This window comes from Qipengyuania marisflavi (assembly GCF_005884405.1).
GTDB classification, from domain to species: Bacteria; Pseudomonadota; Alphaproteobacteria; order Sphingomonadales; family Sphingomonadaceae; genus Qipengyuania; species Qipengyuania marisflavi.
The window spans coordinates 82440-96234 of record NZ_VCAO01000003.1; the positions used below are offsets into that span (position 1 = coordinate 82440).

Annotated in this window: 12 protein-coding genes; 2 read left to right on the forward strand and 10 right to left on the reverse strand. The window is 62.0% G+C overall.

Features of this window, described 5'->3' with window-relative positions; translation table 11 throughout:
- Positions 1 to 104: 104 nt before the first annotated feature.
- The 8 genes from FEV51_RS07370 to pepN all read right to left on the reverse strand — a co-directional run bounded on the left by FEV51_RS07370 (position 105) and on the right by pepN (position 9651).
- Entirely contained in the window at positions 105 to 737 is a 633-nt protein-coding gene (locus FEV51_RS07370) for an OmpA family protein (protein ID WP_138617474.1), read from the reverse strand.
- Positions 734 to 2584 (reverse strand): cation:proton antiporter, encoded by a 1851-nt coding sequence (locus tag FEV51_RS07375; RefSeq protein ID WP_138617476.1) that lies wholly within the window; start codon positions 2582 to 2584, stop codon positions 734 to 736. Before FEV51_RS07375 ends, FEV51_RS07370 begins: the two co-directional genes overlap by 4 nt.
- Before the next feature lie 104 nt (positions 2585 to 2688).
- Entirely contained in the window at positions 2689 to 3225 is a 537-nt protein-coding gene (locus tag FEV51_RS07380; RefSeq protein ID WP_138617478.1) for an adenine phosphoribosyltransferase, read from the reverse strand.
- 79 nt (positions 3226 to 3304) lie between these two features.
- Positions 3305 to 4186 (reverse strand): cytochrome c1, encoded by an 882-nt coding sequence (locus FEV51_RS07385; protein ID WP_138617480.1) that lies wholly within the window; start codon positions 4184 to 4186, stop codon positions 3305 to 3307.
- A gap of 22 nt (positions 4187 to 4208) precedes the next feature.
- On the reverse strand, positions 4209 to 5501 hold the full coding sequence (locus FEV51_RS07390) for a cytochrome b (RefSeq protein WP_138617482.1): 1293 nt from the start codon (positions 5499 to 5501) through the stop codon (positions 4209 to 4211).
- A 25-nt stretch (positions 5502 to 5526) separates the two neighbouring features.
- A complete protein-coding gene (petA, locus tag FEV51_RS07395) occupies positions 5527 to 6099 on the reverse strand; it encodes a ubiquinol-cytochrome c reductase iron-sulfur subunit (protein WP_138617483.1) in 573 nt (190 codons plus the stop codon).
- 245 nt (positions 6100 to 6344) lie between these two features.
- Positions 6345 to 7007 (reverse strand): peptidoglycan editing factor PgeF, encoded by a 663-nt coding sequence (gene pgeF, locus FEV51_RS07400; RefSeq protein ID WP_138617484.1) that lies wholly within the window; start codon positions 7005 to 7007, stop codon positions 6345 to 6347.
- Positions 7000 to 9651: an aminopeptidase N gene (gene pepN / locus FEV51_RS07405; protein ID WP_138617486.1), complete on the reverse strand. Its 2652-nt coding sequence runs from the start codon at positions 9649 to 9651 to the stop codon at positions 7000 to 7002. Before pepN ends, pgeF begins: the two co-directional genes overlap by 8 nt.
- A 182-nt stretch (positions 9652 to 9833) precedes the next feature.
- Here pepN and FEV51_RS07410 point away from each other — a divergent pair, with 182 nt between their 5' ends.
- Positions 9834 to 11081: a M48 family metallopeptidase gene (locus tag FEV51_RS07410; protein WP_246034489.1), complete on the forward strand. Its 1248-nt coding sequence runs from the start codon at positions 9834 to 9836 to the stop codon at positions 11079 to 11081.
- Positions 11078 to 11854, forward strand: coding sequence for a Rossmann-fold NAD(P)-binding domain-containing protein (locus tag FEV51_RS07415; protein WP_138617488.1), 777 nt, complete (start codon positions 11078 to 11080; stop codon positions 11852 to 11854). The genes FEV51_RS07410 and FEV51_RS07415 overlap by 4 nt, the downstream gene beginning before the upstream one ends.
- Here the strand turns inward: FEV51_RS07415 and FEV51_RS07420 are convergent.
- Positions 11851 to 12759, reverse strand: coding sequence for a DMT family transporter (locus FEV51_RS07420; protein ID WP_138617490.1), 909 nt, complete (start codon positions 12757 to 12759; stop codon positions 11851 to 11853). The genes FEV51_RS07415 and FEV51_RS07420 overlap by 4 nt on opposite strands.
- Entirely contained in the window at positions 12756 to 13751 is a 996-nt protein-coding gene (locus tag FEV51_RS07425) for a threonine aldolase family protein (protein WP_138617492.1), read from the reverse strand. Before FEV51_RS07425 ends, FEV51_RS07420 begins: the two co-directional genes overlap by 4 nt.
- Positions 13752 to 13795 lie beyond the last annotated feature (44 nt).

A 13795-nucleotide genomic window follows, 5' to 3' on the forward strand; every position in this document is an offset into this window, starting at 1 on the left:
CCGGCAGTGCGCCGGATATTTGCCCGGTCGCGCGGGGCGCAGATGCCATTCTTGTATGGCCCGCGTCAACAGCCGCTTTGCGCGATATACGCGCAGACCGCCGGTTACTGTTCCGGTTCTTCTGCCGCGGGTGAGGCCAACACCTCAGCCAGCGTGGCGTCCTTCTTTTCTGGCACCGGCGGCGGTGTGTCTGTCGCCACATGAACATCGACCCGGCGATTGACCGAGCGGCCTTCCTCATTGGGCGAACCATCAGGCATGGCATTGGGCGCAATCGGGTTCTGTTCACCGAACGCGATCACAACAATCCGGTCTTCGGCGACACCGTTTTCGACCATCCAGTCACGCACCGCTTCGGCGCGGGCCTGCGACGCGCGCATATTGGCTGCGTCATTGCCGCCCGCATCGCTGTGTCCGCGCAGCGTAATCTGCCCGGTTTTGCGTTCAACCTGAGGGGCGTCGATAATGGTAGCCAGTTCGGCCAGCGCCGTCTCTGTCAGGGCATCGCCGTCAGGGAAGAATATTCGCGTGTCGAGCGCCGCCAACGTGTCCGCAGCAGGGGCCTCTTCCACCTGAAACTCGGGGCGGAAAATCGACTTGGGTTCGCCGCTGTCGGGCTCTGTTGCGGGTTCAGGCGGGGTTTCGCTGCGCTTGTCGCATGCAGCCAGGACAAGGACCAGCGGCAGCATTACAGCGATCCCGCCAATCTTCCGTCCTGATGTGAACCGGCGCATCATGTCACTGGCACTCCCTGTTTGCGGTTGCCTCGCTTGGCGGCAATTTCCTCCGCTGTCTTCTCCTGCGGCGGCGAGAAGCTGACAATCGTATCGCCAGCGCGCGGCTCGGGCCGTGCGGCATGGGTAAAGAACCGGATCACGCCATTGTCGCGCAGCAGCAGCAGCATATTGGCAGCCTCAGGCAGCCGTTGCTGGGCGTCTTCGAAGCGGAATTCTTCGGTCAGCTTGGTTTTGCGGAACACCCAGCCTTGCGACTGACGCTCACTGACGTCTTCCACGCCAAAGCCGGAATCGAACAACGCCCGACCGCGAATGCTTTCGGGGATCGCGTGACGATCCTTGTCATCACTCGATTCGCCCAGCTGGAACACTTTATCACGCCCGATTTCGTAAGCGAATTCATTGCAGACCAGCGCGTTATACGCCTCGTTCTCGGTCGCGGCGACCAGCACCTGATAGGGTGTCAGGTCCAGATTGTGCTCGGTTGCCTCGTTGAGGATTTCGCCGTGATAGGTCGGCAGGCCCTTCTGCCGCGCCAGCGCCAATCGTTGCCAGCTGGAATCGACGATCATAACCGGCGTTTTCATATCGGTGAGCATTTGGGCCAGCGAGATGGTCCAGGGTGTGCTGCCGACAAAGATGATGCCCGGCCGGGTGCCGCCCTTCACATTCAGCAGCCGCGCGACCAGATCGATGGTGAAGCCATGCGCCACGATGGTCGCCACCACCACCGCGAAGGACAGCCCGATCAGCGCATCGCCGTCATACCCAAGATCCGACAGGCGGAGCGCGAACAGGCCGGAAATCGCCACCAGCACGATACCGCGCGGGGCGATCCACGCCAGAAACAGCCGCTCGTTCCACGGCACCTTGGTGCCCAGCAGACTGAGCAGAATTGTGGCCGGGCGAACAAGGAACAGCAACGCCAGCAGGAACAGACCGAAGTTCCAGTTGAGGTAGGCAAGATCTTCAAAATCAAGGCTGGCGGACAGCAGGATAAAGATGCCGGAAATCAGCAGCACAGCGATGTTCTGCTTGAACGGATGAATGCTGCGCAGCGACGAGATGTTCATATTCGCCAGCGCGATGCCCATCACAGTGACGGCGACCAGACCGGCCTCATGCTCGATCTGGTTGGCGAGCACGAAGATGGCGACCACCGTTGTCAGCAGCACCGGGACTTTGAGATATTCGGGCACCGCTCCGCGTGGGAAGGCCCAGGCGATAGCTGCGGCAGCAAGATAGCCGATCAAACCGGCAATAATTGCAGCAAGGATAAGCGGCGGAACCACTTCAAACAGCGTGGCGTCGGGGAACGCCGCGACCTTGCGGAAATATTCATAAGCGATGACCGCGCACAGCGCGCCGATCGGATCGTTCACGATCGCTTCCCATTTTAGCATGGAAGCGGGTCGCGGTTTGACCGAAGATTGGCGCAGCATGGGCATGACCACCGTCGGCCCCGTCACCACCAAGATACCGGCGAACAGGATCGCCACGGGCCATTCCAGCCCGCCAATCTGGTTGGCGGCAACCGCACCAAACACCCACGCCAGCGGCACGCCAAGCACGACCAGACGCAAGACGCCCTCGCCCGAATGCCGCAGCTCGCGGAAATCAAGGCTCAGCCCGCCTTCAAACAGGATCAGCGCAACGCCAATGGCAACCATCGGATCAAGCAGTGGGCCAAAAGCGTGCTCGGGGTCGAACAGGCCCAGCACCGGGCCGGCCAGAAAGCCCGCAGCCAGCATCAGCACAATGGCAGGCCACCCGGTCCGCCACGCAATCCATTGCGCCCCGATACCAAGCATGCCAACCATGGCGATTACGAGAGTTTGTTCTTCCATGCGGTTGCCGCAATCCCACCCTGCCTGCGCTTGGCTATCAAACGCACTTATCTGCGTTCAATGCCCGAAAGGCTGCTTATGTCCCAGTCGTTGCGACTTTAGGGCTATTCGCCCGCAAATGCCATCAGTGCTGCGACGGTAATCGAGTCGGCGCAGAGCGCAGCATTGCCGCCCAGTTCGGGCAAGTCGATCACAAACACCGCTGTTTCGACAACCGCCCCCGCCTGCCGCAGCAATGTCGTGGCCGCGCAAGCCGTGCCGCCGGTCGCCAGCAAATCGTCGACGATCACCACGCTCTGTCCCTGCGTGACTGCGCCGGGGTCCATTTCCAGACGGTCGCTGCCATATTCCAGCGCGTAATCCACGCCGATAGTCTTGCAGGGCAGTTTGCCCGGCTTGCGCACCGGAATGAACCCCACGCCCAGCCGCGCCGCGACCGCCGCGCCGAAGATGAAGCCGCGCGCCTCCATGCCCGCAATCGCCTGAGCGCCTGCGTCCTGCGCGCGGGTCGTCAGCCATTCGACCGTGGCGGCGAAGCCCGGCCCGTTACCGATCAACGTGGTGATATCGCGGAACTGGATTCCCGGCGCGGGGAAGTCGGGAATGGTGCGCACCAGCGCCTTGATCTCGTCGGGAGCCATGCGGCGTCCTCCTGCAAACGAAAACGCCCCTCGCATCCGGCGGGATGGAGGGGCATTCTGTTAAATTATGCGAACCGGATCAGCTGCGCTTTTTAGGCTTCACAGCGGCCCAGATCTGCTTCTTCGAGAAATACGCGAGCACGGTCGCGAACAGCAGGAAAATCAATACCGGCCAACCCGTCTGCTTGCGCTTCACCATGGTCGGTTCGGCAGTCCAGGTCAGGAACGCAGCAACGTCCTGCGACATCTGCTCGACACTGGCCTTGGTGCCATCGTCATAGCTGACCTGCTCGGCAGTGGTCAGCGGCGGTGCCATCGCCAGATTGAGGTTGGGGAAGTATTTGTTGAAATGCAGCGTGGAAGGCGTGCTGAATTCCGGGAATTCTTCCTTCAGCTTCGCCGGAGCCGGGCCATAGCCGGACAGCAGCGAGGCGACGTAATTGGTACCGTCATGCCGCGCCTTGGTGATCAGCGAAAGATCTGGCGGGATCGCATTGCCATTGGCCGCAGCCGCCGCAACCGCATTGGGATAGGGCGACGGGAAGTAATCGGTCGGCAGGCCCGGCCGCATGTTGGCTTCGCCAGTGTTCGGATCAATTCCGGGCACCTGCTTGCTGGCGGCGAAGGCTTTGACCTGACCTTCGTCATAGCCAATCTCGCCCAGATCGCGGAACGCCACGAATTTCAGGCTGTGGCAGGCAGCGCAAACCTCGTTGTAGACCTTGAAGCCGCGTTGCAACTGGGCAGTGTCCCATTTCCCCAACGCGCCTTCAAAACTGTAGGCATAGTCCTTGGGGTGTTCGTGGAATTCATGCTCCACAGTCGGTTCGACGAACTGGCCATGCTCGGCAAAGGTCGAGAATGCAGGCGCCAGCCCGAAGACCAGCGACCACAGCGCGACGAAGGCAAAACCGAGGCCGACAAAGATGCCGACGAGGCGAACGCTAAGAAGTTTGCTCATGGGTCAGTCTTTCTCGTGTCGCTCAAACCGCAGGCGTGGTGTTTTCGCCAAGCACCGCCTTCTTGTCCGAGCCGAGAACCGCCTCGGTGATCGAATAGGGCAGCGGTTCGGGCCGCTCGATCTGGCTGATGATCGGCAGGATCACCAGGAAGTGAAGGAAGTAGTATGCCGTCGCGATCTGGCTGAGCATGATATACGGCTCTTCGGCGTGCGCGCCGCCAAGATAGAACAGCAGTGCCATGCACGGGATCAGGCCGAACCAGAAGAATTTGCGGAACAGCGGGCGATAATGGCCGCTGCGCACCGGCGAACGGTCAAGCCAGGGCAGGAAGAACCACACCAGGATCGCCGCGAACATGGCCAGCACGCCCCACAGCTTTGCCGGGAGGATGAAATCCACCGTGAAAGCGCGCAGGATCGCGTAGAACGGATAGAAATACCATTCAGGGACGATCAGCGCCGGCGTCGAGAGCGGGTTCGCCTCGATATAATTGTCCGGATGGCCGAGCATGTTCGGGCTAAAGAACACCATCGCAAAGAAGAACAGCAGCACGACACCCAGGCCGAAGCCATCCTTCGCCGTGTAATACGGGTGAAAGGGCAGCGTATCGCTCTCGCTCTTGATCTCGACCCCGGTCGGGTTTGACGAACCGGGAATGTGCAACGCCCAGATGTGCAGGATAACCACACCGGCAATCACGAAGGGCAGCAGGAAGTGGAGGCTGAAGAAGCGATTGAGTGCGGCATTGTCAGGCGCAAATCCGCCCAGCAGCCAGATCTGGATCGATTCGCCGATCCCGGGAATCGCGCCAAACAGGCCGGTAATAACCTTGGCGCCCCAGAAGCTCATCTGGCCCCACGGCAGCACGTAACCCATGAAAGCGGTCGCCATCATCAGCAGGAAGATGACTACACCCAGCAGCCAGATCATTTCGCGCGGGGCCTTGTACGATGAGTAGAAGAAGCCGCGGAAGATGTGGAGATAGACGACGATGAAGAAGAAGCTGGCGCCATTGGCGTGCGCATAACGCATGACCCAACCCCAGTTTACATCGCGCATAATGTGTTCGGTGGTAGCAAATGCGACCTGCGCATTGGCAGCGTAATGCATGGCCAGAACCACTCCGGTTATGATCTGCAGCACCAGGAAAAAGCCGGCAAGAACGCCGAAATTCCAGAAATAGCTGAGATTGCGCGGCACGGGATAACCCGCACCGATCGCGCCATACATCAGCCGTGGCAGCGGCAGCTTCTCGTCGAGAAACTTCGTCAGCCCGGTCTTGGGTTCATACTGGCGTGCCCAGGGAAAGCTCATGATCTTGCTCTATCCTTGCAAAAACTTAGCCGACGCGGACGACGGTGTCCGAAGTGAACTCGTATTCGGGCACTTCGAGGTTTGTGGGAGCGGGGCCTTTGCGGATGCGTCCGGCCGTGTCGTAATGCGAACCGTGGCAAGGGCAGAAATAGCCCCCGAATTCGCCGCGAACCTCGCCTTCGGCAGCGCCCAGCGGGACACAGCCAAGATGGGTGCAAACGCCCATGGTAATGAGCATGTCACCATGCCCTTCCTTGGTCCGGTCTGCCAGTGATTCAGGATCACGCAGGCTGTCGACTGCGACGCCATTGGCCTCGGCCACTTCTGCGGCGGTCAGGCGGCGGACAAACAATGGCTGCTTGCGGAAAACTGCCTTGATTGCCTGGCCAATCTCGATTGCGGAAACGTCAATCTCGGTCGAGCTTTCGGCCAGCACGTCCTTGGACGGCGACATCTGGCTGATCAGCGGAAGCAACACCGCAGCGCCGCCGATACCGGCCGCACTGACGGCGGCAATATCGATGAAGTCACGGCGACGATAGCCTTCGCCATCATGCTCGATCTGGTCGGTTGTTGCGGTTGCAGCGGTCTCTGCCATCAGCGCTTGCCTTGCCTGCCTTGTGCCTGCACCCCATTATCCGAAACGGTGCCGGAGCCGGGTGATTGATGTGTTTCGTACCGGACAGCCGGACCGATGATCCGCGCCGCGTTACGCTCCGAAAGTGCCGGTTGGGAAAATGCCTGTCGGTAAGCCCCCGGAGCGCCGGTTTGGGCGAGCCTCTAGCCGCAATGCCGCAGGTTGCCAACAGCGATTTTTGGCATGGGACTGCGCGTGCGGTGCAATCAGGCGGGCAGGCCGATCACGCTCAACTGGCGCCCGCCCGTCGGCTCGCCGCGATGGGTTGCCCGGCGGTAAGAGAAAAAGCGCGCGTCCTGCGCATAGGTGTCTTCGCCCAGATCGGCGACGTGGCCGACGCCCGCCGCCGCCAGCCGATGCGCGACATAGGCGGGCAGGTTGAACAGGCGTTTGCCCGGAGCGCCAAAGCTGAAGAACGGGGTGTCTTCATCCTCGAATGCGTCGCGGAAATCTTCGTCCACCTCGTAATTTTCCTGCGCAATGGTGGGACCGATAACCGCCCTGATGTCCGCCACCTGCGCGCCTTGCGAGACCATCGCGCCCACAGTGTTGTCAATCACCCCGCCCACTGCACCGCGCCACCCGGCATGGGCTGCACCGATGACGCCAGCTTGCGCATCCACCAGCAGCACCGGCGCGCAATCGGCGGTGACTATGCCCAGCAGCAGGCCGCGCCTGGTGGTCACCAGCGCGTCTGCCTCGGGCGGGGCGGCCCATTGGCCATGCACGATCATTACCGCAGGCGAATGCACTTGTTTTGCCAGAACCAGATGGGCCCCGCGCAGCACATCGCCTGCCACCAGCCCGCTGCGCAGCGAAAAGCCATGCGGGGCCGGACCAAGCAAGTCACTGCGCAGGAAATCAGCCAAGCGAGCGGGTGACCTGCTCAAAGGTATCGCGCGACAGATTGCCCGCCTCGGCAATCCGCTCAAGCTCGCCGCGCATCAGCGCCGAGCGGGCCGGTTCGATCCGCTGCCAGCGCCCCAGTGGCGTGACAAAGCGCGCCGCCGTCTGGGCATTGATGGGGTCAAGTTCCAGAATCAAATCGGCAATCATCCGATACCCCTCACCGTCTTCCGCATGGAAGGCATGCGGGCTGGCGGCAAACGCCATATACAGCGCGCGGACGCGGTTGGGGTTCTTCAGCGTGAAGTCGGGATGATCGCGCAGTGCCTTGACGTGCTGGAGCACCTGCGGATGCAATGACGATGCCTGCAGCGAGAACCATTTGTCGACCACCAGTGGATTGTCGCGGTAACGGTTGTAGAAGTCTAGCAAAGCGCCGGTGCGCGCGGGCGATTGCAGGCCCGCCAAGACCATCAGCGCGCCTTGCCGGTCGGTCATATTGTCCGCGCCCGAATACTGCTTCTCAGCCAGATCAGATGCAGTGTCGGGCTTGGCGGCGGCCAGATAGGTCAGCGCCACGGTCTTCACCTTGCGCGCACCCTTGGCTGCCTGATCCAGCGCAAATGGCAGCGCACTGGCGCGTTTATGCAGCGTCAGCAGCTGGCTTTCCAGCGCGCTGCCCAGCGCCGCCTTCAGCGCCTCGCGTTCTTCATGGATGCGGCCCGGCTCCGCCAGCAGCATCTGTTCGGACAGATAGGCCTGGCTGGGCATCATCAGCAATTCGCCGCGCATCAGATCGTCGAGCCGGTCATCCTCCAGCACCGCTGCGAACGCACAGGCGATATCCTGCCGCGCGGCATCACGCTCTGCGCTGTCCATTTCGCCCGCGACGGCGGAAACCAGATGGCCGACCATCAGATCCTGCATCGCCTCATACCGGGCAAACGGATCGTCATCCTTGGCAGCAAGAAACACCAGATCATCGCGCGAAACCGCACGGTCAATGGTGACCGGCGCGGAAAAGCCGCGGTTGATCGACAGCACCGGCGGCGCGGCAAAGCCTGCGAAGCGCACTTCCTTCTCAGCCGTGTCCAGCATCACCAGATGTTCCCCATCATGCTTCCCGCTCTCACGGTCGAACAGCGCAATCCGCAGCGGGATCGGCATGGGCTGCTTGTCAGCTTGCCCCGGCGTTGCGGGTATGTCCTGCTTGAAGGTCAGCGCCGCAGTATCGCCATCATGTGTTACCGCCACCGAAACCTTGGGCGTGCCGGCCTGCGAATACCACAGGCGGAACTGCCGCAGGTCCAGGCCTGCACCATCCTCTATTGCCGTGATGAAATCTTCGCACGTGGCGGCTTCGCCGTCGTGACGGTCGAAATACAGATCGGTGCCTTTGCGAAAAGCTTCCTCGCCCGCCATGGTCCGCATCATGCGGATCACCTCAGCGCCCTTGTTATAGATTGTGGGCGTGTAGAAATTGCTGATTTCGCGGTAGCTGTCGGGCCGGATTGAATGCGCCAGCGGGCCGGAATCCTCGGGGAACTGGACCCCGCGCAATATCCGAACATCCTCGATCCGCTTGACCGGCGCGCTGTCCATATCCTGACTGAACAGCTGGTCGCGCAGCACTGTGAAGCCTTCCTTCAGGCTCAGCTGGAACCAGTCGCGGCAGGTGATGCGGTTGCCCGACCAATTGTGAAAATATTCGTGCCCGATCACGCCTTCCACGCCGTCAAAATCGCCGTCAGTGGCGGTTTCCTGATCGGCCAGAACGTATTTGGTGTTGAAGACGTTGAGGCCCTTGTTTTCCATCGCGCCCATGTTGAAATCTGACACTGCGACGATGTTGAACAGGTCGAGATCATATTCGCGCCCGAACACTTCCTCGTCCCATTTCATGGACCGCTTCAGGCTTTCCATCGCATGTTCGGTGCGGTCCAGATCGCCATCGCGGACCCAGACGTTGAGCTCTACCGTGCGGCCGCCCGTGGTGGTGAAACTGTCGCTGCGCGCCACCAGATCGCCCGCGACCAGCGCGAAGAGATAGGCGGGCTTGGGCCACGGATCGTGCCATTCGGCCCAATGCGTGTCGCCGTCGCCGCCGCTATCGGCCTTGTTGCCATTGCACAGCAGGATCGGGAATTGCGCGGCAGGGCCGCTCATCCGCACGGTATAGGTGCTCAGCACGTCGGGACGGTCGGGGAAGAAAGTGATCCGGCGGAAGCCCTCCGCCTCGCACTGGGTGCACAGCATTCCGTTGGAGGCATAGAGCCCCATCAGCTGCGAATTGGCAGCCGGGTCGATCTGCGTCACAATCGTCAGTTCGTGGCGCTCACCCGGCAGCGTAACCACCAGATCATCGCCGTCCATTGCATGGGTGCTGCAAGGCTCGCCATCGACCTGCAATTCGGACAGCTTAAGGCCGTCACCGTTGAGGCGGATGGTCGGGGAGGCATCGGCAGCGGGGTTGCGTTCCACCGTCAGCCGCGACGTGACCCGCGTCTGTTCGACCCCCAGCTCGAAGCTGAGATGCACCTGCGGCACCAGCCAAGGAAAGGGCGTGTAATCTTCACGCCGGATAATCGCGGAAGCCTTGGGCTCAACCGCAGCATCGGCCATTTCGGGGTTCCCATCGGGAGTGGCGGGGGTGCGCGCGATATCCATGCAATTCCTGTCTGCTGCTGCGAGTGGTAGGCTGTGTCACTGCTGGTAACGCCCGTCGAGCGCTTCGGTTCATTCGTCGGTGAGCGCTGCGGCGGCGATTGACAGGCAGCCGTGTATTGCGTCACCACGACACCGACAAGAGCCAAGATGCCGGGCCATGATGCTAGGATGGGAATGGGAACATGATGCTCGAACTGATGGCCGCCGCCAGTGGCTCCTTCGATGTGGAAACCGCGACGCGCGCCTATCTCGATACTTTGGAGGGCCCCGCGCGGGAGCAGTCCGATGCCTATTTCGAAGGCGGTTATTGGCTGATCCCGCTGGGCACGCTGGTGTCCGTGCTGATCGACTGGATATTCCTGCGTTTCCGCATCGCACACGCCTTCCGCAGGCTGGGTGAACGGTTGAGCAAGCGGTTGTGGATCGTCACCTGGGTTACTGCGGCGCTTTATACCGTGGTGGGTTTCGTGATGGCGCTGCCCTGGTCGATCTACACCGGATTCTTTCGCGAAAAACAGTACGGCCTGCTCGATCAGAGCTTTGGTGCGTGGTTTGCAGAATCGCTCACCGGGTTTGCCATATCGCTGGTGATGATGCCCCTGGTGATAGTGGCAATCTACGCTTTGATTCGCCGCGCGCCGAAAAACTGGTGGCTATGGGCAACCGGTGTGCTGGGAATATTCCTGATGGTCGCGATGGTGCTGGGGCCGGTGTTCATTTCTCCGCTGTTCAACGATTATGACGAGATGGAGCAAGGCCCGCTACGCGACAAGATCGTCGACATCGCGGGCAAATACGACATTCCGGCCGATCACATCTATGTTTTCGACCAGTCCAAACAGCACAAGCGCATTTCCGCCAATGTGTCCGGGTTGGGGCCGACGATCCGCATATCCCTCAATGACAATCTGCTGGAACGGACCAGCGAGCCGGAAATTCTGGCCGTGATGGGTCATGAAATGGGCCATTATAAACTCAGGCATATCTGGGTGAACTTTGGCGTCATCATGCTGCTGCTCGCCCTAGGCTTGTTCATTACCAGCCGCGCCGCGCCCTGGCTGATAAGCCGTTATGGCGGGCGGTGGGGCGTCCGCGATCTGGCTGATCCGGCCTCGCTCCCGGTGCTGGCGATTTGCATCGCGGTGTTCTTCTTTTTCGCCACGCCGGTGACCAACACGCTGATCAGAGTGAACGAAAGCCAGGCCGATGCCTTTGGGCTGGAGGCCGCGCGCGAACCCGATGGCTTTGCCAAGGTGGCGATGCGCCTCTCCGAATATCGCAAGATCGAACCCGGCGCGCTGGAAGAAGCGCTGTTCTTCGATCACCCCAGCGGCGCGACCCGCGTGCGAATGGCGATGCAGTGGAAGCAGGACAACGTTGAGAATCCGCAAGTGGTGGTGCCTGAACAGGGCTATCTCGACGCCGAATGAGCCGGCTGCTGATTTTCGGGCTGGGCTACACGGCCACGCGCATTGCCGCCGCGTTGCGCGCGCAGGGTTGGCAGGTGCAGGCGACGGGCAGCGCGGGCAATCTCGATTTTGCCGATACAGCCGCAGTGCGCGCCGCCTTGCAAGCGGCGACGCATGTGCTGTCATCGGTTCCGCCCGCTGACGACAGTGACCCTGTGCTGGATTGCTATGGCGATGCGCTGAGCGGGCACTGGCTGGGCTATTTGTCCTCCACCGGCGTTTATGGCGATGCGGCGGGCGCATGGGTTGATGAAAGCGCACCCACTGGCGGCGGGCGGCGCACGGCGCGCGCGGCTGCCGATGCGCGCTGGCTGGCGCTTGGGGCGCGAGTGTTCCGCCTGCCGGGTATCTATGGGCCGTGTCGCAGCGCGCTGGACCGGGTGCGCGCAGGCAAGGCCAATCGCATCGACTTGCCCGGCCAAGTGTTCAGCCGCATCCATGTCGATGATATCGTCAGCGCGGTGGTCGCGGCTCTGCGGCGGGATGCCGCGCCGGGGGCCTATAATCTGGCCGACAATTTGCCGACCAGCCAGAATATGGTGATTGAGGAAGCCTGCCGCTTGCTCGATACCGAACCGCCGCCTTTGCGCAGCATCGACGATGCGGGGTTGAGCCCGATGGCGCGCGGCTTTTATGCCGAGAACCGCCGCGTCGCCAATGGCAAGGCCAAGCGCGTGCTGGGCTGGACGCCGCTATATCCCACTTTCCGTGAAGGTCTGGCCGCGCTGCGCTAAACCTGCCGCGCTCGCAGCGCGATGATCATCCCGCCCAGCCCCAGCGCTGCGCCAGCAGCCGCCAGTAACGACCATTCATAGCCTTCGATAAAGGTCGAAATCAGCATCGCTACCACGATCACCAGCACGCCATTATACGCCGCCCGCCCTGGCCCGATTTCGCGCACGATGGAATAATACAGCGGGAAAGTGACCACCGATCCGGCCAGCGCCAGCCACACCAGGCCCGCCCAATAGGCAGTGCTGGACGGGATCACCGGCGGCCCCGCCACGCTCCACGCGAAACCGATATCGATGATCGTGCCATACAGCATCGACCATGCCAGCAGGCTGGCCATCGGCAGCGCGCGCCCGGTCGGATTGGCCTGCATAACATTGGCGATCGAGGCGGACAGAATCCCGCCCACTGCCATAAGCACTCCCAGCGGGATATTGCCGTCCAGCCGCGCCAATTGCGCTTCATGCGTCAGCAGCAGTGCAATCCCGGCAATCGCCACCAGACTGCCCAACAGGAACCGCCGTGTCACCCTTTGCCCCAGCAGCGCCTGCGCAAACAGCGCATTGGGCACCATCAGCATCCCGAACATTACCGCGACGATGCCCGAAGTCAGATGCAGCTCCGCGCGATAGACAAAATTGAAATTGCCGCAGAATTGGGTCAGTCCGATAAACAGCGCCAGCGCGTGCGCCTTGCTGTCCAGCCGCAGGCTTTTGCGCATCACCAGCGCCACCGCAAACATCGCGGGGGTCGCCAGCATAAATCGGTATGCGATCGACCAGCTGGGCGGCACATCGGCGATCTGGCCAGTGATGACGTACCAGGTCGATCCCCAGATCAGCGCGACAATCAGGAATGGCAGCGCGATCCGGGGACGGAGCAGCGCGTGCGGCGCGGCGTCGCTCATAGGCTGGCAATTGCCTCGGCCAGCGCGCGCGCATCGCTGTCACGCGTGTTCCATGCGGTGACGAAGCGGGCGGCGTCATCTCCCCAGTCATAGAATGCGAAACCGCGCGCACGCAGCGCCTCACGCTCATCCGCAGTGCAGCGCACAAACAGCTCATTAGCCTCGGCCGGATGCATTAACCGGCCTTCGCAGGCCCCGGCGATTTCCGCCGCAGCGGCATTGGCGTGGCGCGCATTGGCCAGCCATAGGTCACCGTTCAACATCGCGTGCAATTGCGCGGCGAGGTAGCGACCCTTCGATTGCAGATGCCCCGCCCGCTTGCGCCGATAGCGCGCGACATCGGCCATCGCGGGGTCGAACAACACAATCGCCTCGGCGCTCATCGCGCCATTCTTGATACATCCGAAGCTCAGCGCATCGACCGGACCCGCCGCCTCGCTCGCAGACAAGCCCAGAAACGCCGCCGCATTGGCGAAACGTGCGCCGTCCATATGCAGGCCCAGTCCGCGATCCTTCGCCAGCGCGGCAATCGCGGCCACTTCGTCTGGCCGATAGGCGCGGCCATATTCGCTGGCCTGTGTGATCGAGATCGCATGCGGTTGGACCTGATGCACATCGTCGCGGATCGGGTCGATCACATCGCGGATCGTCTCGGGCGACAGCTTGGCCCCCGCGCCGTCTGCCAGCAGCAGCTTTGCCCCGTGCAGGTAAAAGCCGGGCGCGCCGCCTTCATCCATTTCGATATGCGCCTCGCGGTGGCACACCACGCCGCCGTGCGGCTGGACCATGCAGGACAAAGCGAGGCAGTTTGCCGCAGTCCCGGTCGCGGCCCACAGCACCGCGCAATCGCGCCCGAACAGCTCGGCAAACCGCTCGTCCAGCGCCGCGCTCAGCGCGTCTCCGTCATAGGGCGTGTCGGGCGCATCGGCGGCGCGCATCGCCTCCCACACCAGCGGGTGAACGGAGGCGGCATTGTCGGAAAGGAACAGCATGGAACGCCCTTAGCTTGCCATGCGTTGGTTGCACAGTAAGGAAA

Bases quoted from the DNA above. Each gene is read 5' to 3' on its own strand.
- FEV51_RS07370 (WP_138617474.1), bottom strand. From the start codon at position 737: ATGATGCGCCGGTTCACATCAGGACGGAAGATTGGCGGGATCGCTGTA.
- petA (WP_138617483.1), bottom strand. From the start codon at position 6,099: ATGGCAGAGACCGCTGCAACCGCAACAACCGACCAGATCGAGCATGAT.
- FEV51_RS07390 (WP_138617482.1), bottom strand. From the start codon at position 5,501: ATGAGCTTTCCCTGGGCACGCCAGTATGAACCCAAGACCGGGCTGACG.
- FEV51_RS07385 (WP_138617480.1), bottom strand. From the start codon at position 4,186: ATGAGCAAACTTCTTAGCGTTCGCCTCGTCGGCATCTTTGTCGGCCTC.
- FEV51_RS07380 (WP_138617478.1), bottom strand. From the start codon at position 3,225: ATGGCTCCCGACGAGATCAAGGCGCTGGTGCGCACCATTCCCGACTTC.
- pepN (WP_138617486.1), bottom strand. From the start codon at position 9,651: ATGGATATCGCGCGCACCCCCGCCACTCCCGATGGGAACCCCGAAATG.
- FEV51_RS07420 (WP_138617490.1), bottom strand. From the start codon at position 12,759: ATGAGCGACGCCGCGCCGCACGCGCTGCTCCGTCCCCGGATCGCGCTG.
- FEV51_RS07425 (WP_138617492.1), bottom strand. From the start codon at position 13,751: ATGCTGTTCCTTTCCGACAATGCCGCCTCCGTTCACCCGCTGGTGTGG.
- FEV51_RS07375 (WP_138617476.1), bottom strand. From the start codon at position 2,584: ATGGAAGAACAAACTCTCGTAATCGCCATGGTTGGCATGCTTGGTATC.
- FEV51_RS07415 (WP_138617488.1), top strand. From the start codon at position 11,078: ATGAGCCGGCTGCTGATTTTCGGGCTGGGCTACACGGCCACGCGCATT.
- FEV51_RS07410 (WP_246034489.1), top strand. From the start codon at position 9,834: ATGATGCTCGAACTGATGGCCGCCGCCAGTGGCTCCTTCGATGTGGAA.